The organism is Thauera sp. SWB20 (genome assembly GCF_000831325.1).
GTDB lineage: Bacteria > Pseudomonadota > Gammaproteobacteria > Burkholderiales > Rhodocyclaceae > Thauera > Thauera aminoaromatica.
This window is the reverse complement of the sequence record NZ_JTDM01000020.1, coordinates 527,527-543,987: the sequence shown is the minus strand read 5'-3', so window position 1 is coordinate 543,987 and position 16,461 is coordinate 527,527. Positions and strand designations below refer to the sequence as shown.

12 protein-coding genes are annotated in these 16,461 nt (G+C 70.7%); 1 reads left to right on the top strand and 11 read right to left on the bottom strand.

The features are described 5' to 3' along the window. Positions 1-234: 234 nt before the first annotated feature. From PO78_RS16340 to PO78_RS16315, 6 genes are all read right to left on the bottom strand, one after another. A complete protein-coding gene (locus tag PO78_RS16340) occupies positions 235-1,488 on the bottom strand; it encodes a TolC family protein (RefSeq protein ID WP_052484437.1) in 1,254 nt (417 codons plus the stop codon). Beyond that, the gene (locus PO78_RS16335; protein ID WP_043745248.1) at positions 1,485-1,787 is read right to left on the bottom strand and encodes a DUF3240 family protein; all 303 of its coding nucleotides are present in this window, start codon (positions 1,785-1,787) and stop codon (positions 1,485-1,487) included. Before PO78_RS16335 ends, PO78_RS16340 begins: the two co-directional genes overlap by 4 nt. Then, positions 1,780-4,866, bottom strand: coding sequence for an efflux RND transporter permease subunit (locus PO78_RS16330; RefSeq protein WP_043745246.1), 3,087 nt, complete (start codon positions 4,864-4,866; stop codon positions 1,780-1,782). The genes PO78_RS16335 and PO78_RS16330 overlap by 8 nt, the downstream gene beginning before the upstream one ends. After that, positions 4,866-5,951 carry an efflux RND transporter periplasmic adaptor subunit gene (locus tag PO78_RS16325; protein ID WP_052484436.1) on the bottom strand — a complete coding sequence of 362 codons (1,086 nt, stop codon included), beginning with the start codon at positions 5,949-5,951 and terminating at the stop codon, positions 4,866-4,868. Before PO78_RS16325 ends, PO78_RS16330 begins: the two co-directional genes overlap by 1 nt. A 118-nt stretch (positions 5,952-6,069) precedes the next feature. Next, positions 6,070-6,495 (bottom strand): bacteriohemerythrin, encoded by a 426-nt coding sequence (locus PO78_RS16320; RefSeq protein WP_043745243.1) that lies wholly within the window; start codon positions 6,493-6,495, stop codon positions 6,070-6,072. Positions 6,496-6,659: 164 nt separating this feature from the next. Beyond that, positions 6,660-7,844 (bottom strand): IS4 family transposase, encoded by a 1,185-nt coding sequence (locus tag PO78_RS16315; protein ID WP_110820759.1) that lies wholly within the window; start codon positions 7,842-7,844, stop codon positions 6,660-6,662. Between the two features lie 231 nt (positions 7,845-8,075). Between PO78_RS16315 and PO78_RS16310 the strand changes: the two genes are divergently transcribed. After that, entirely contained in the window at positions 8,076-8,846 is a 771-nt protein-coding gene (locus PO78_RS16310; RefSeq protein WP_043745242.1) for a GntR family transcriptional regulator, read from the top strand. A gap of 146 nt (positions 8,847-8,992) precedes the next feature. Here the strand turns inward: PO78_RS16310 and PO78_RS16305 are convergent, their stop codons facing one another. The 5 genes from PO78_RS16305 to PO78_RS16285 form a co-directional block, all read right to left on the bottom strand. Beyond that, positions 8,993-10,195 (bottom strand): lytic murein transglycosylase, encoded by a 1,203-nt coding sequence (locus PO78_RS16305; RefSeq protein ID WP_043745239.1) that lies wholly within the window; start codon positions 10,193-10,195, stop codon positions 8,993-8,995. Positions 10,196-10,438: 243 nt separating this feature from the next. Beyond that, positions 10,439-12,628, bottom strand: a complete 2,190-nt coding sequence (locus PO78_RS16300) for a M1 family metallopeptidase (RefSeq protein ID WP_043745237.1) — start codon at positions 12,626-12,628, stop codon at positions 10,439-10,441. A gap of 1 nt (position 12,629) precedes the next feature. Further along, on the bottom strand, positions 12,630-13,865 hold the full coding sequence (locus tag PO78_RS16295) for a ChaN family lipoprotein (RefSeq protein WP_004325847.1): 1,236 nt from the start codon (positions 13,863-13,865) through the stop codon (positions 12,630-12,632). Positions 13,866-13,940: 75 nt separating this feature from the next. Next, the gene (gene ugpQ / locus PO78_RS16290; protein WP_004325849.1) at positions 13,941-14,669 is read right to left on the bottom strand and encodes a glycerophosphodiester phosphodiesterase; all 729 of its coding nucleotides are present in this window, start codon (positions 14,667-14,669) and stop codon (positions 13,941-13,943) included. Continuing rightward, positions 14,666-16,360: an NYN domain-containing protein gene (locus PO78_RS16285; protein WP_043745235.1), complete on the bottom strand. Its 1,695-nt coding sequence runs from the start codon at positions 16,358-16,360 to the stop codon at positions 14,666-14,668. The genes ugpQ and PO78_RS16285 overlap by 4 nt, the downstream gene beginning before the upstream one ends. Positions 16,361-16,461 lie beyond the last annotated feature (101 nt).

The window sequence follows — 16,461 nt, the reverse complement described above, 5'->3', positions numbered from 1 at the left end:
TTGTCTATTTATCAATGACTTAACGAACGCCATTTTACCCGTTTCCCATAGGGTTCACAAGGGCTATAAGCTAAAGTTGAGAGCATTGGCCAGGCACCGAGCACTGATCGGCGACGACGCTCAGCCCTCCCTTCAAGGCTGAGCGTCATCCCGGCCCGGTCTGTCTTTCTGGCCTGAATAGCAGACCGGGCCGGTGCGCCGACCCGAACCGGTGCGCCCCGACCCGGCGCGCCCTTATTCCCTATCCAGATCCCACAGCCGATGCGCGTCGAGCAGCAGGCGATAGCGCAGTTCCAGCGCGTCGAGTTGCGCCAGGCGGCTGGCCAGTTGCGCGTCATTGGCCAGGCGGCGGGCGGTGAGCAGGTCGTTCAGGCTGCCTTCGCCCAACTGGTAGGCGCGGGCGGTCATCTCGGCGGCACGGCCGAGGCGCTCGCCGGCGTGGCGGCTGGCCTGCCACGAGGCAACGGCGGCTTGCGCCGATTGATACAAGGCCACCGCCTCGGCGACGATCTTCTGGTTGGCTGCCGCTTCGCGTCGTGCCGCACCATCGGCCATGGCCAGTGCGGCATCGCTGCTCGCCCGGCGGGCGGTGCCGGGCAGCGGAATGCTGACATAGGCGCCGATGATGCGCTCCTCGCCGGCCTGCTCGCGTGAGACCTGCAGGCCCACCGTCGGGTCGGGCAGGCGGTCGCGGCTGCTGCGCCCGGCGAAAACCTGGGCCTGCTTCGCTTCCTGGCGGGCCAGTTGCAGTTCGTGGCTGTGTTCGAGCAGGGCATTGACCCATTCCTCCTCGCTGCCGGCGATGGTGGCTGGTTCGCTCAGCGTGGCCGGTGCGACGACCGGTAGACCGGGGAAGCGGCGGCGCAGGTCTTCGCCGGCCGTCTGCTGGCGGACCCTGGCCTGCGCCAGTTGCGCCTCGGCCTGGGCCAGGGCGGCCTCGCTCTGCACGCTCTCCAGGCGGGCGGCATCGCCCAGTTGCTGGCGGCGCGTCACGGCCGCGTGTTGCTTGCCCAGCAGGGCGACCTGCTCGCTCCACTGGCTGGCCGAGGCGCTTTCCTTCAGCCAGGTGAACCACAGCTTCAACAGGCTGCGGCTCGATTCATGCAGGGTGTCGCCGTAGGCCGTTTCGGCCAGCGCCACACCGCCGGCGCCGAGTTCGGCATCGAGCGCGCCTTTGCCGGGTAGGCGCAGCGGGCGCTCGATAGCGGCATTCCATTCGTTGAACTGCTCATCGCCGGCGCTGGCCGGCCGGACGCGGCGCTGCTGGCCACCCAGGCGGACGTTCCATTCGTAGCTGCCGGCTTCCAGCCGGCTGCGGTTGGCTTCCTCGACGCGAATCTGGCTGGTAGCGGCCTGCACCCCGGGATTGCCGCGCAGCACGCGGGCGACGACTTCGTCCGGCGGCAGATCGGGAGCGGGCGCGGCGGCCAGGGCGTGACCGAAGCCGATCAGCAGGAGCAGGGCCAGGGGCTTGCGGTGCAGTGTCATACGTGGCCCGATTCGATGACCGGGGTCATCCAGTAAAAGATGTTGGCATGCGGCAGTTCGCGCTTGAGCAGGGCGAGCACCTCGCGCTTGGCGGTTTCCGGGCCGACGGTGCGGATCGCCGTGCGCGGCGAGTGACCGGCCACCAGTTCGGTATCGGCAACCAGCATCACGGCCGCACCGCGGCCTTCCGCCTTGGTCGAGGTGAAACCGGGCACCAGGTCGGGGCGGGTGAGCAGCAGGTCTTCGACGTGCTGGGCCACATCGTCGGGCATGATCAGGGTGAGCAGGACATCAGCCACGTGGTTTCTCCGGGTTGGCGGCCTTGGCTTCGAGGCCGAAGCGGCGGAACAGGATGGGCAAGAGGAGCAGGGTCAGCGCGGTCGAGCTGAGCAGGCCGCCGATGACGACAATGGCCAGCGGGCGCTGCACCTCGGAACCCGGGCCGCTGGCAAAGAGCATGGGCAGCAGGCCGAAGGCGGCGATGCTGGCGGTCATCATCACCGGCCGCAGGCGGCGCCTGGCGCCTTCCACCACCACCTCGGCCAGGCTCATGCCGCGGGCCAGCAACTGGTTGAAGTAGGTCACCATCACCACGCCGTTGAGGACGGCGATGCCGAGGAGCGCGATGAAGCCGACCGAGGCCGGCACCGACAGGTATTCGCCGGAGATGAGCAGGCCGAAGATGCCGCCGATCATGGCGAAGGGAATGTTGGAGAGGACGAGCAGGGCCTGGCGTACCGAGCCAAAGGTCGAGAAGAGCAGGAAGAAGATGAGCAGCAGGGCGACCGGCACCACCACCATCAGGCGGGCTGCGGCGCGCTGCTGGTTCTCGAACTGGCCGCCCCAGGCCAGCCGGTAGCCTTCCGGCAGCTTGACCTGGCGGGCGACGGCCGCCTTGGCATCGTCGACGAAGCCGACCAGGTCGCGGTCGCGCACGTTGGACTGGACGACCACGTAGCGCTGGGCATTCTCGCGGTCGACCTTGACCGGGCCGTCGATGCGCTCGATCCTGGCCACCGAAGCCAGCGGCACGCTGCCGCCGCCGGGCAGCGCCAGGCGCAGGGCCTCGAAATCGGCCGGCGAAACGCGCAGGCTGTCCGGCCCGCGCAGGACCAGCGGCGTGCGCCGTCCCTGCTCGATCACGGTGCCGACGGTGCGCCCTTCGAGCAGGGCCTTCAGGTCGTTCTGGATGGCGTCGACATTCAGCCCGAGGCGGCCGGCGGCCAGGCGGTCGACGGCGATCTTCAGGTATTGCACGCCATCGTTCTTGAGCGTGAAGGTGTCTTCGGCCCCGCGCACTGCCTTTACCGTGCTTTCGATCTCATGGGCCAGGCGGTTCAGCGTTGCCAGGTCGGGCCCGAAAATCTTGATCGCCAGGTCGCCCCGCACGCCGGTCAGCATTTCGGAAACGCGCATGTCGATGGGTTGGGTGAAGGCATAGCCGATACCGGGGAAATCGGCCATCACCGCGCGCAACTGGTCGGCCAGCCAGGCGGGATCGGGGTTGCGCCAGGTGTCGCGCGGCTGCAGCACCATGAAGGTGTCGGTCTGGTTGAGCCCCATCGGGTCGAGGCCCAGTTCGTCCGAGCCGGCGCGGGCGACGATCGCTTTCACTTCCGGTACCCGTTCGAGGATGGCCTTCTGCACCGCGCTGTCGATGGCGATGGTCTGCTCGATGCCGATGGAGGGGAGTTTTTCCAGCTGCATGATGAGGTCGCCTTCATCCATGGTCGGCATGAAGCTCTTGCCGAGGAACAGGAAGGCGCCGGCTGCGGCGACCAGCGCGAGGAGCGCGCCGATCACGTAAAGGCGGGCATGGGCGAGGGCCGAGGCGAGCACCCGGTCATACATCGCAGCCAGCTTGACGACCAGCCAGGGCTGGTGATGCACGCCGCGACTGATCAGCCAGGAGGCGAGCACCGGCACCACGGTCAGCGACATGAGCAGCGACGAGGCGAGGGCGAAAACGATGGTCAGCGCGACCGGGCCGAACATCTTGCCTTCCAGTCCCTGCAGGGTGAGCAAGGGCAGGAAGACGAGAATGATGATGACGATGCCCGAGGTCACCGGTGCGGCAACCTCGCGCGCAGCGCGGAAGATCAGGTGCAGGGTGGGCAGCTTGTCCTGGGCGTCGGCGAGCTGGCTTTCGACGTTTTCGACGACGACCACCGCGGCATCGACCAGCATGCCGATGGCGATGGCCAGGCCACCCAGACTCATCAGGTTGGCCGAGAGCCCGGTCAGGCGCATCAGAATGAAGGTGGCCAGGGCCGAGAGCGGCAGCATGAGGGCGACGACGAGCGCGGCGCGCAGGTTGCCGAGGAAGGCGAGGAGGAGCAGCACGACGAGCACGATGGCTTCGAGCAGCGCCTTGGACACGGTGCCGACCGCGCGGTCGACCAGATTGCTGCGGTCGTAGAAGGGCTGGATGCTGACCCCGGCCGGCAGGGACGGGGCGATTTCGGCCAGCCGCGCCTTGACGCCATCGACCACGGCCTGGGCATTGGCGCCGCGCAGGCCAAGCACCAGGCCCTGCACGGCCTCGCCGCGGCCGCTCTGGGTGACCGCGCCGTAGCGGGTCAGGGCGCCGTAGCGGACCTCGGCCACGTCGCCGACCCGGACGACGATGCCGTCATGCGCTTGCAGCACGATGGCACGCACATCATCGAGATGGCGGATGGCGCCTTCGGCGCGGACGAGCAGGGCTTCCTCGCCATCGGCCAGGCGACCGGCGCCGTCGTTGCGGTTATTGGCTTCGAGTACGGCCTGCAAATCCTTGAGGGCCAGGCCGCGGGCAGCGAGCAGTTGCGGATTGGGCACCACCTCGAAGGTGCGCACCTCGCCGCCCAGGCTGTTGACGTCGGCCACGCCGGGTATGGTGCGCAGTTGCGGGCGGATCACCCAGTCGAGCAGCACCCGCTTGTCGGCCAGCGGCAGGTCGCCGTCGATGGTGAACATGAACATTTCGCCGAGCGGCGTGGTGATCGGCGCCAAGCCGCCGCTCACCCCGGGCGGCAGGTTGTCCATGGCCGAGGCCAGGCGCTCGCCGACCTGCTGGCGTGCCCAGTAGATGTCGGTGCCGTCTTCGAAATCGATGGTGATGTCGGTCAATGCGTATTTCGACACCGAGCGCAACAGGCGCTGGTGCGGAATGCCGAGCATTTCCTGCTCGACCGGCACGGCGAGGCGGGTTTCGACTTCCTCCGGCGTCATGCCGGGGGCTTTCAGGATGATCTTGACCTGTGTCGACGACACATCGGGGAAGGCGTCGATGGGCAGCCCGCGCACGGCCTGGATGCCACCGCCGATCAACAGGCCGGTGAGCACCAGCACCAGCAGGCGCTGGGTCAGCGAAAAACGGATCAGGGCGGCCAGCATTATTCCTTGCCCACCCCGGTCAACATCGCTTTCAGGCCGGAAACGCCCTTCACGGCGATGTGTTCGCCGGGCTTGACGCCCTCGGCCACGGCCATTTCGCCGCCCTGGCTGACGATGCGCAGCGGGCGCGCCTCGAAGCGGCTGCCCTGGTCGTTACTGGCGGTCTGCACGAAAACCAGCGTCTGCCCATCGTGGCGGATCAGCGCCGCCGTCGGCAGGCGCTGGGCGCCGCCGGCCGCGCCCGGGACGGCCGGTAGTTCAACCTCGACCACCTGGCCCGGGATCAGCGTTTCGGCGCCCTTGCTTAGGGCGGCGCGCAGCAGGACTGTCTGGCTGGCCGGGTCGACGGCGCGCCCGACGGCGATCAGCTTGCCGCTCAGGTCGGAACCGGCCAGCCGGACCGCCATGCCTTCGCGCAGGCCGGCGGCAACAGCCAGCGGCGCCTGGATTTCCAGCCACAATGGCGACAGTTGGGCGATGCGGTAGATCGGGGCCGACGCTTCGACGCGCTGGCCGAGTTGGGCTGCCTGTTCGAGCACCACGCCGTCGATGGGGGCGACGAGGGCCAGCGGGCCGCCCAGCTTGCCCGGCGCGATGCCGGCCAGGGCCAGACCCTGCCGGCGTTCGCTGGCTTGCGCCCCAGCCTGGGCGGCGGCGGCGCGTGTGGCCTGCAGCCGCGATTCGGCGATCAGCCCCTCGGCAAACAGCTGCTCGTCGCGTTTGAGGCTCTGCTGCAACAGGGCCGACTGGCTGCCGGCCTGCAGGGCGTCGCGTTGCAGTTCCAGGGCTTGCGGGCTGGCCAGCCGGGCGACGACCTGGCCGAGCCGGACGTGGGAACCCGGTGCGACGGCGAGCATCTCGATCATGCCGCCGACCGGTGCGGCGACAATGCGCAGCTGCTCGTTGGGGACCAGCACCCGGGCCGGCAGGCTGCCGGCGCGGGCCTCGCCGCCGCTGCCGACGGCTTGCGTGACGATGCCCAGCGCCTTGACCTGGACGGCCTGCAGGGCCAAGGCCTCGGCGCCGTGGGTGAGCGGGCTGGTCATGGCCAGCAGCAGGAAGGGCAGGGTGAATCGGGCGTGCATGACAGGTCCGCGGGTGTGAAGGGGGTAGCGGCCTAGTCTAGCGGGCCAAGATTAAGGCTGTCTTAAGCGGGGGCGGCGCCCCGGATTGCGCCGGATCTTGCCCGGCGCCACGGCAGCGTTAGCGCGCGGCCGAGCTTGCCGCCTGCTTCTGGTTGAGCAGCGCGGCGAGTTCGCGGTCGCTTATCAGGATGTGCTGGTACAGCCAGGCGTTGAGGTAATCGATCAGCGCTTCCATCGTCCGCCGGCCATCGCCATGGGCTTGGGCGCGTATTCCGGCGAGCTTGGCAACGAAGGCGGCGTGTTCCTGGCGGTGCTGGCGGGCATGGTCGGCCTGGCTGGGCAGCCCGGCCATCAGCGATTCTTCCGTGCCGAAGTGGAAGATGACGTAGGTGCCGAGTCGCTGCAGCACGTCGTCGAGCACCGCTTGGGCACAGCCGTCCGCGTGCGCGGCATCCAGTTCGTTGAGCATGCCGATCAACTCTTCGTGTTGAAGATCGATCGCCCGGACACCGGTTTCCAGGTCGCTGCTCCACCGAATCCGCATGGCACGCTCCACTATGATCGAGATTAAATTACAAGTCTAACAGATGTGATAGATTGCTCGCTCTTGGCTTGTTGAATTTTATTTATTTGCCGAATGACACCCGACGACAGGCCGCAATCCAGCGTTCCCCGGATGACCGAGGACTCCCTGGCACCCCAATGCTCTCAACTTAACGCTCCCTTATAGGACATATGCAAATGTGGCTTGCTTCGGGGCGGTCGTGGGTAGCTTCTGCCTGGCTGGATGCGGCATCGACTGCGGCCCATGGCGGCCAGGGTATCGGGCAATGCCGCCCATGCCTGAGCGATGCCGAGCAGGCACCCGGCGAGGATGGGCTTGAGTGCGCCGAATGCGTAGGTGCGATTCGGGCGGGAGCCGGTCTGGATGGCGTCGTCGGTGCCGCTGCCGCTGAGCAGTGCGCACAGGTTGTCGGCCAGGATCTTGGCGGCGAAGTCCTGCTGCAGGGCGAGGTAGTTCAACCCCGTCGTGGCCTCGAGGCGCAGACGATGCTTGATGCGCTTGAAGGCCTCCTCGACGCGCCAGCGCTGGTGATAGAGCGCGCTGAACTGCGCGGCCGGATACGACTGGGCATCGAGCAGGTTGGTCATCAGGACGCGGATCTGGCCGTTCGGAGCGATGTTGCGGATCAGGCGCACGGTGGTGGCGGTGCGGGCCAGATCGAACGTGCTGGCATCGCGTGCGGTGGGCGGCGACAGTGTGACCACGCGCTCGGCCTCGTTCGAGCGTCGGAAGTCGGCGACGCAACGCCAGCCGCTGGCATCGACGCGCAGACAGAAGGCCATGCCGTGTTGCGCCAGCGTCGCTGCCATGGTGTTGCCGACGTAACCTCGGTCGAGCACGAGCAGATCCTGCGCCGGATCGAGTGCGTCGAGCGCCTCGAACAGCATCTGCCGCTCCGAGCCGTCGGCCGGATGCAGACTGGCGTGCAGCGTGAGTTCGGTGCCCGGCAGAAACAAGGCAAACGCGTAGTGGTCCGCCGTCAGTGCGGCCGTCTTGCGTGTCGACACACGCAGGCGCGACGCATCAGCCGCCACCACGCGGCGGCCATTCCAGCGTGCCGCCTCTATGTGCGGGCGCGCCAGGTGCAGCAGGTGCGCACTGGCCAATTCGAACAGCCGGCCCGAAAACCCCTGGCGGGCCTTGCTGAAGGCCTGTGCGCTGACCTCGCGGATCCGCCCGGGCACCGCATGCAGGCGACCGAAAAAGGCGTCGAGTTCGGCTTGAACGCTCGCGCACATGCCCGAGATCATCATGGCCGCCAGGCGCGGCAGGGTGAGCTTGCGATCGCGGGTGAAGGCCCCAGGCCGAAGACGTACCTGCTCGGCCAGCGCGGGGTCGAGCAGAAAGTCAGCGAACTCGGACAGCAGCGACTCGTGGTCGAGTATTCGAGTTCATATTGTCTATTTATCAATGACTTAACGAACGCCATTTTACCCGTTTCCCATAGGGTTCACAAGGGCTATAAGCTAAAGTTGAGAGCATTGCCCCTTGCCCCCGCGCCCCTGCCGGACTAGATTCCCATCCCGCGCCACACAACGACCGCCAAGGAAGTCCGCTCGATGAAACCCGCCCCGCTCCAGCCCCGCCGCCTGTCCGACGGCATCGTCGAGCGCATCGAGACCCTGGTGCTGGAGGGCAGCCTGCGCCCGGGCGAGCGCCTGCCCGCGGAGCGCGCCCTCGCCGAGGAGTTCGGCGTGTCGCGCCCGTCCGTGCGCGAGGCCATCCAGAAGCTGGTGGCGCGCGGGCTGCTGGTGAGCCGGCATGGTGGCGGCACCTTCGTGAACAGCACGCTCGGCACCTCCTTCCGCGACCCGATGATCGAGCTGCTCGGGCGCAATCCCGAGGCCCAGCGCGACCTCATCGAGTTCCGCCACACCCTGGAGGGGGCCTGCGCCTACTACGCCGCGCAGCGCGCCACCGCCCCCGACCGCGAACGCCTGAAGGCGGCCTTCGAGCGCGTGCAGGATTGCTACCTGCAGCAGGGCCGCGTCAGCCGCGTCGAGGAAGGCCGCGCCGACGCCCTCTTCCACCTAGCGATCGCCGAGGCCAGCCACAACGCGGTGCTGCTGCACACCATCCGCAGCCTGTTCGAGCTGCTCGAACACAACGTGGTGACCAACATCGGCGGCATGCTGCCGCTCGGCAGCGCGGTCCGCGACCGTCTGCTGGCCCAGCACGAAGCGCTGTATCGCGCCATCGTGGAGGGTCGCGCCGACGACGCCCGCCGCCTGGCGTCCGAACACATGGACTACGTGCAGGAAGTATTGAACGACAACCGCGACGAGATCGAGCGGATCGAGCGCGCGCAGCGCCGGCGCGAACCGGTCTGAGCGGTACCGCGGCCGCTCGCGCCACGAGATCCCCCGCGGGGGCAGGGAGCGAGGCCGCCGCTGAAGTCGCCTCTGCATGCGGTCGCGCGCGCACCACGCGAGCGACCGCGCTCACCCCCTGGAGCCCCCGGAAGCAAGAGCGGCCGTCAGCGCGCCGCCGCGCGCAGCGCCTGCAGCGCGCGCTGACCGGCGCGGCCGTCGGCCGGCAGGCCGAGCGCGGCCTGCTCGCGCTGCAGCGCCTCGCGGGTGCGCGCGCCGATCATGCCGTCGGGCTCGCCGATGTCGTGACCGCGCGCGATCAGCAGCCGCTGCAGCTCGCGGCGCTCGGCACGCGACAGGCCGGGGTCGTCGGTCGGCCAGGCGGTGGCGAAGGGCGCGCCGCCGCGCAGGCGGTCCGACAGATGCGCGATGGCGAGGCCGTAGCTCTCTGCGGCGTTATAGGAATACAGCGCGTCGAAGTTGCGCGTGACCAGGAAGGCCGGGCCTTCGCGCCCCGCCGGCAGCATCAGCCCGGCCGGCGCGCCGGCCGCGGGCAAGGCGCTGCCGTCGGCCCGCCGCACGCCGCGCGCGGCCCATTCGGCCATCGGCTGCTTGTTGCGCCGGCCGGCGTCGGCGGTGTCCATGCCGCGCGGCAGGCGGACCTCGAAGCCCCAGCGCAGGTCACTGCGCCAGCCGGCGCGCGCGAGGAAGTTGGCGGTCGAGGCGAGCGCGTCGGGTACGCTGTCGATGAGGTCGCGGCGACCGTCGCCGTCGAAGTCCACCGCCAGGCGCATGAAGGTCGAGGGCATGAACTGGGTGTGGCCGAAGGCGCCCGCCCAGGAGCCGGTGAGGCGCTCGGGGGCGACGTGGCCCTCCTGCAGGATCTTCAGCGTGGTGAAGAATTCGCCGCGGAAGAAGGCCTGCCGGCGCCCGAAGCAGGACAGCGTGGACAGCGAAGTCAGCAGCGGCCGGCTGCCGAAGTTGCGCCCGTAGTTGCTCTCCACGCCCCACACCGCGACCACGGTCTCGGCATCCACGCCGTAGCGGCGCTCGACCTCGGCGAGCACCTCCTTCCACTGCGCCAGCATCGCGCGCCCGTCGGCGACGCGCTCCTCGTCCACCAGCGCGGCGAGGTAGTCCCAGATCGGGGTGACGAACTCGGGCTGCGCGTCGAGGAAGCCGATCACCGCCATGTCGGGCGCGAGCGCGGCCGTGTGGGTGTCGAAGGTCTCGCCATGCACGCCCTTGGCCGCGGCCTCGCCGCGCAGCTTGGCGAGGCAGGACGCGAACGCGGCCTCGTCGGCAGCGGCAGACAGGGGCAGCGAGAGCGCCGCGAGCGCGGCGGCGAGCAGGAGAGGACGGGAAGACATGGACAAGGCCTGTTATGCGATTGCGGATGGGCGCCGCAGTCTAGCACCGCGAGGAGGCGGATCGCCGCGCGGCGGCTGCAGGCGCCCGCAGTGTCGTGCCCCCTCCCGTAGGAGCGACGCAAGTCGCGATAGCTGCGGTCGAACTGCGCCTGCGCAAACCGCGGGCGCACTGATCGCGACTTGCGTCGCTCCTACGCCGCTCCTCGGGCGTGGAAGCGGGACTGCGAGCTTCGCGAGCGCTGCTCAAGGCTCCACCTTCACCACATTGCCAGGCGCGTCCCATACGCCGCGGGCGCTTGCCCGCGTGCCGTCGAAGACCAGCCAGCTCTGGCTGCCGTAGTGCGGCAACGCGCGCTGCAGCGCGCGCAGCGCGGCGGGGTCGGCGGCGGCGATCACGGCGAGCGCCGGGCCGCGCTCACGCTGCACGGTCCACACCCTGGCGCTGCCGCCTGCGGGCATGCCCCGGGGCTGTGCCGCCAGGCCGGCACCGACGAGCACCGCGGCCACCGCGGGCTCGCTGCCCACCAGCAGCACCGGCCCGCCCTCTGCGCCCAAGGCTGGGAGACCTGCCAGCGTCGGCGTGCGCTCGAACAGGCGGGCGGCGAGCGCCTGCGCCGCCTCGGCGAATGCACTGTCCGCCCCTCTCGGCGTGCCACCGCTTGCGCCACTCCCTACGCCACTCCCTACGCCACTCCCTACGCCACTCCCTACGCCACTCCCTACGCCACTCCCTGCGCCACTCCCTGCGCCACTCACTGCGCCGCTCCCCGCCCCGCCCGCCTCCGCCTGTGCGTCGGCAAGCACCAGCCGCGGCGCCGCAGCGACGATCCACTGGCGCAGGATGGGCGGCAGTTGCGCCGCCTCGGGCAGGCGCCACAGACGCAGCTCCGGGTCGAGGGCCACGCCCTCGGGCACGAAGCCGGCGGTGAGCTCCACATCGGTGCGGCCCGCGGCGAACTCGACGACCCGGGTCTCTACCCGATCCCCCGCCACGAGCTGCAGTGGCAGCCGCAAGGCGTGCACCGGTCCCGGTTGCGCCAGGCTCACGCGCACGCGCGCGCCCTGCCCGGCCGGCTCCACCAAGCGTGCCCGTTCGATGCGCGGCGCCGGCCCGCCGGGCAGCTCCAGCCACTGGCGGAAGAAGCCCTGCAGCGGGCGCCCGGCTGCCTCCTCGAAGGCGGCGCGCAGTTCGTCCCAAGCGGCGATACGGAAGCGCTGGCGTTCCCAGAAAAGGCGGATGCCGCGCGCGAACGCGTCCTCGCCGATTTCGTCCTGCAGCATCACGAAGACCATCGCCGCCTTGCCGTAACCCACCGCGGCCGCGGCGCCGTGGGTGCGCGAGCGGAAATCGGCGAGCGGTGCGTGCGAATCCGCCGGCAGTGCGGCGAAGTCGCGCAGCCAGCCCAGGCGCATCTCGCGCGCCGCGGCGGCCGACGCCTCGGCCTTGTAGGCGTAGTCGGCCATGAAGGTGGTCAGCCCCTCCGACCAGTTGCCACGCGCGTAGTCGACCAGCACGCCGTTGCCCCACCAGTTGTGCAGCACCTCGTGGCCGAGCGAGCTCGCGCGGATGAAGGGCAGGCGCAGCACCTGCTCGCCGATGTAGGTCAGCGTGGGCATGCCGAAGCCGGTCGGCAGCGGGCTCGCCACCACCGAGAACTCGGTGAAGGGGTAGGCGCCGATCTGTGCCGAGTAGCGCTCGATGTAGCGCTGGCTGTCGGCGAGGTAGGCCTCGGCCAGCCCGGCCTCGCCGTCGAGCGCGGCGGGAAAGTAGGTGCGCAGGCGCAGCGGCCGGCCGTCGGCCTGGGTGGCGAGGCGTTCGCGCACCACCCAGGGCCCGGCCATCAGGTCGATGCCGTCTGCCGGATGTTCGAAGACGAAGCGCGCGCGGTAGGGCTCGCCCGCCGCGGCAGGGCGCTGCTCGTGCGCCAGTCGTCCGGCGACCAGCGCCGGCTGGCCGCCACGGACCACGAGGTCCACCTCGTAGGCGAAGAGGTCGGCCGGACGCGGATACCAGCCGCTGCCACTGGCGAGGAAGCTGCCCGCTGGCGAGGCCATCGGCGGCATGGCCTGCAGCACCTCGCGGTGGTCGCGTGCCTGCTCGAGCGCGGGCAGCTTGCCGCCGTAGCGCAGGCGCAGCTCGGCGCCGGCCGGCGCATCCACCCGCCAGGCGCGCAACGTACCGCGGCTGCCCGCGGCACGCAGCGGCAGCGCATGCCCGTCGGCGCTCGCGGCCTGCGGCTGCAGGGATTCGTGCAACACGAAGCGGTAGCCGGCTTCGGGCGCACGCAGCACGGCCTCGACCTGAAGCTCGCCGCGCGCCGGATCGAGCTCGACCGCCAGATGCAGCCTGGCCGGCCCGGCCGCGGCCAGGGCGGAAGGAAGCCCGCCCAGCCAGCCGGCAAGCAGCAGCCACCCGAACAGCCCGCGCAGCATCTCAGCGCGCCTCGCGCGGGAAGCGCACCACCACCTCGACCGCCTTGCCCTCGCGCATCACCTGCAGCGGCAACCAGGTGCCCGCCGGCTGGCGGCGGATCAGGCCGATCAGCTGCGCGGAGCGCCGCACCGGCGCACCCGCCGCCTCGGTGATCAGGTCGCCGCGGCGCAGGCCGCTGCGCTCGGCGAGGCTGCCCGGCGTGAGCTCGGCGATGCGGATGCCGCCGTCGGTGTCGTCGAGCCCCACCCCGAGCCGCGGCGGCGGAGGCGGCGGCTGGCGCAGCGCCGGTACGGCGAACACCGCGTCGGCGAGGCCGGCGGGGAGTTCCACGCAAGGCGTCGCCGCCTCGACCGGCATCAGCTGGCCGATGCTCGGCTCGCCGAGCGCGGCGAGCTGATGGGCCACGCCGTGGCCGTGGCGCACATGCCCGCTCCCCATGATGCCCACTGCGAACGGCAGGCTGCCGTCCGCGGCGGCGTGGCGCGCGCGGCCGGCGAGCAAGGCTTCGGCCATCGCACGGTCCCAGGCGAGCTGGGAATCCACGAAGTTGCGGAAAGCGGCATCGCCGCGCGCCGGCTTGCCCTGGTCCTTGCCGTGCTGGCGCATCTGGGCGTGCTGGCTGTGGATCTCGAAGAGGAAGTCCTCGTAAGCCGACACCGCCGCGGCCGGCCGACCGACGCCCTCGCGCTCGCCCTCGGGCACGCCGTCCCAGCCCTTGTCGGCGATCCGCCGGGTGAGCTCCGCGTCGATGTTGAGCGCGAGCATCGGGATACGGTTCATGCGCGCGAAGTGGAAGAGCGGCAGGTAGAGCTCCGCCGGCATGCTCCACACCTTGCCCCATTCCGACTGCTGCAGGAACTCCGCCTCGGTCAGCTCGCCCGCCACCCAGCGGTCGAGCACCGGCTGCGCCCGGCGCGGGAACATCTCGAAACCGATCACCATCCGTGGGCGCAGCGCATGCAGCGTGGAGAGGGTCTGCAGCTGCCAGCGGTGGTGGTCCATGTCGTCGTGCTGCTCGCCGAGCAGCACGACCGCACGCCCGGCCATCGCGGTCAGCAGCCCGCCCGCGTCCACCACCTGCGGCGTCACCCCGTCGGTGCGCGCCCAGCTCGCGGGCGCGAGGCAGGCGGGCGCGGCGGACGGGGCCTGGCTCTGCGCCGGGTTCGCCAGCGTCGGCAGCGTGCACAGGAGACCGCTCGTGAGCGCGCACGCGCGCAGCCAGGAGGAAGAGGACATGATCGTGGACTCGGGAGAAGAAACGTCAAGTAGAGCCCGCGCGCGCACGCGAGTTCCGCTCCCGCGCCGGACCGCTCAGGGGACGAAGTGGTCGACGCGGTCGGTGATCAGCCCGTCGAGGCCGAGCGCGCGCAGGCGTTCCGCCTCGGCGTCATCGTTCACGGTGTAGGCCAGGCGGCGCAGGCCGGCCGCGGCGGCCTGCGCCGCGGTCTCCGGCGTCCACGCCGCGCACTCCGCGATCACCGCGACGCAGCCGAGCGCACGCGCTTCGTCGAGCCAGCCGGCACGGAAGGTCTCGAGCAACAGCCCGTGCGGCGTGGCCGGCGCCACCGCGGCCGCAGCGGCGAGCGCGGTGGGAGAAAAGGAGCTCAGCAGCGGCGGCGGGACGACGGACGCCGCGGCCAGGACCTCGGCCACCCGGCGTCCGGTGCGGATCTCGTCGCCGGGTGCGGGCTTGATCTCGATGTTCAGCAGGCAGCCGCGCTCGCCGCAGAAGGCCAGCACCTGCGCGAGCGTGGGCAGGCGCTCGCCGGCGTGGCGGGGGCCGTGCCAGGCGCCCGCGTCGAGGCGCGCGAGCGTGCCCCACGGCTGCTCCACCGCGTCGCCACGGCCGTCGGTGGTGCGCTCGAGGCGGTCGTCGTGGAGCAGGAAGACCTCGCCGTCCGCGCTCAGGCGGGCATCGCACTCGAACATGCGGTAGCCGTGCGCATGGCCGAGCGCGAACGCGGCGAGCGTGTTCTCCGGCGCCAGCTTGCCGGCGCCGCGATGGGCGATCCAGAACGGATACGGCCAGGGCACGCTCATTCGGCCGACGCGGCCTTCGGCTTGCGCGCGCGGCGCGGACGCGGGGCGGGGTTCTCCGCCGCGGGCGTGCTCGCGGCGGGCGCGGCGCTCGGCAGGGGCGCGGCGCTCGCCGACGGGCCCGCCGCGGTCGCCGTCCCGCCCGCCCCTTCCGCAGCGGCCTTGGCACCCGCAGCGCGCCCACCGCGACCACGCCGCGAAGACGGCTTTGCGGCCTCGGAGGGTTTCTCCTTCGGCTTCTGCTTGTCCTTCCCCTTGCCTTTGCCCTTCGGCTTTTCCTCCTGCACCGCGCCGGCCACGGCGTCGTGGGCTTCGTTCGCCGCGGCAGGAGCAGGCGGATGGTCCGCGCCGGCGACGGTGGCCGCAGCGGCGGCCGGCAGGACGGGCGCCTCGGCCTTGCCGCCACGCCGCCTGCGCGTCGCAGACGAGCGCTTCGGCTGCGCGGACTCGGGCTCGGCCTCGGCTGCGCGAGGCTCGACCGCCACCGCGGCGTCCTCGGCGTGCCCGGCGCCCTCGGAGGTCGCCTGCGCCACCGTCTCCGCCGGCAAGACAGGCGCTGCCGGCGCGCTTTCGATGGCGGTCTCGCCCTCCTCCACCGTGGCGGCGACATCCGCCTCGACCGCCCCCCCTTCAGCCGCGGGCTCCTCCAGCGCTCGTGCCGCGCGGCCGCGACCGCGACCGCGACCGCGCCGCGGCTCCGAAGCGTTGGCGGAAGTCTCCCCGCCCGCGCCGGCAGGCGAGCTGGCGTGCTCCGCGCCGGGCTCCGCCTCGGCGACGCCCACGGTCGGCTCGGTGCGCGGGGCGGCACGCTCCACCACCAGGGACTCGCCCGCCATGGTGAACTCCTCGCGCATGCGGGGTGCGGCCAGCCCCGGGCCGGGGCGGGTGACGAAGATGCCCGACTTCTCGTCGCGGCCGAGTTCCAGCAGGCCGCGCGCCTGCGCTTCCTCGAGCAGGTTGCCGAAGGCGCGGAAGCCGAAGTAGCTCTCGTTGAAATCGGGCTTGCGGCGCTTGATCGCCTCCTTGAGCATCGAGGACCAGATCTTGCCGCTCTCGCCGCGTTCGGCGAGCAGCGCGTCGAAGGTCTCGACGGCAATGTCGATCGCCTTGCTGCGGCGCGACTCGAGCTCCTCGCGGCGGGCCTTGTCCTCCTCGGGCTGCTTGCGGCTGGCGGGCGGGTTGTCGCGCGCCTCGCGCTTGGCTGCGGCGCGCTGGCTGTCGCGCACGAGGTCGTCGTAGAAGATGAACTCGTCGCAGTTGGCGATCAGCAGGTCGGAGGTGGACTGCTTGACCCCGACGCCGATCACCTGCTTGGCGTTCTCGCGCAGCTTGGACACCAGCGGCGAGAAGTCCGAGTCGCCGCTGATGATCACGAAGGTGTCGACATGCGACTTGGTGTAGCACAGGTCGAGCGCGTCGACCACGAGCCGGATGTCGGCCGAATTCTTGCCGGACTGGCGCACGTGGGGGATCTCGATGAGCTCGAAGTTGGCCTCGTGCATCGCCGCCTTGAAGCTCTTGTAGCGGTCCCAGTCGCAATAGGCCTTCTTGACCACGATGCTGCCCTTGAGCAGCAGGCGCTCGAGCACCCGCTTGATGTCGAACTTCTCGTACTTCGCGTCCCGCACGCCCAGCGCCACGTTCTCGAAGTCGCAGAACAGCGCCATGCTGATGCTGTCGGGGGAGGAAGCCATGGAAATCTCCGTTTCTGATGAGCCGCCGATGTTAAGCCCTCGCCGCGGTGCGTGCCACCGGATGTACCGCCGCGGCCCGCCTTGGGGCGTGCATGCCTGCC

Excerpts from the sequence above, each read along its gene's own strand:
- PO78_RS16300 (WP_043745237.1), bottom strand. The coding sequence starts at position 12,628 with ATGCTGCGCGGGCTGTTCGGGTGGCTGCTGCTTGCCGGCTGGCTGGGC.
- PO78_RS16325 (WP_052484436.1), bottom strand. The coding sequence starts at position 5,951 with ATGCACGCCCGATTCACCCTGCCCTTCCTGCTGCTGGCCATGACCAGC.
- PO78_RS16305 (WP_043745239.1), bottom strand. The coding sequence starts at position 10,195 with ATGTCTTCCCGTCCTCTCCTGCTCGCCGCCGCGCTCGCGGCGCTCTCG.
- PO78_RS16310 (WP_043745242.1), top strand. The coding sequence starts at position 8,076 with ATGAAACCCGCCCCGCTCCAGCCCCGCCGCCTGTCCGACGGCATCGTC.
- ugpQ (WP_004325849.1), bottom strand. The coding sequence starts at position 14,669 with ATGAGCGTGCCCTGGCCGTATCCGTTCTGGATCGCCCATCGCGGCGCC.
- PO78_RS16285 (WP_043745235.1), bottom strand. The coding sequence starts at position 16,360 with ATGGCTTCCTCCCCCGACAGCATCAGCATGGCGCTGTTCTGCGACTTC.
- PO78_RS16320 (WP_043745243.1), bottom strand. The coding sequence starts at position 6,495 with ATGCGGATTCGGTGGAGCAGCGACCTGGAAACCGGTGTCCGGGCGATC.
- PO78_RS16330 (WP_043745246.1), bottom strand. The coding sequence starts at position 4,866 with ATGCTGGCCGCCCTGATCCGTTTTTCGCTGACCCAGCGCCTGCTGGTG.
- PO78_RS16340 (WP_052484437.1), bottom strand. The coding sequence starts at position 1,488 with ATGACACTGCACCGCAAGCCCCTGGCCCTGCTCCTGCTGATCGGCTTC.
- PO78_RS16295 (WP_004325847.1), bottom strand. The coding sequence starts at position 13,865 with ATGTCCTCTTCCTCCTGGCTGCGCGCGTGCGCGCTCACGAGCGGTCTC.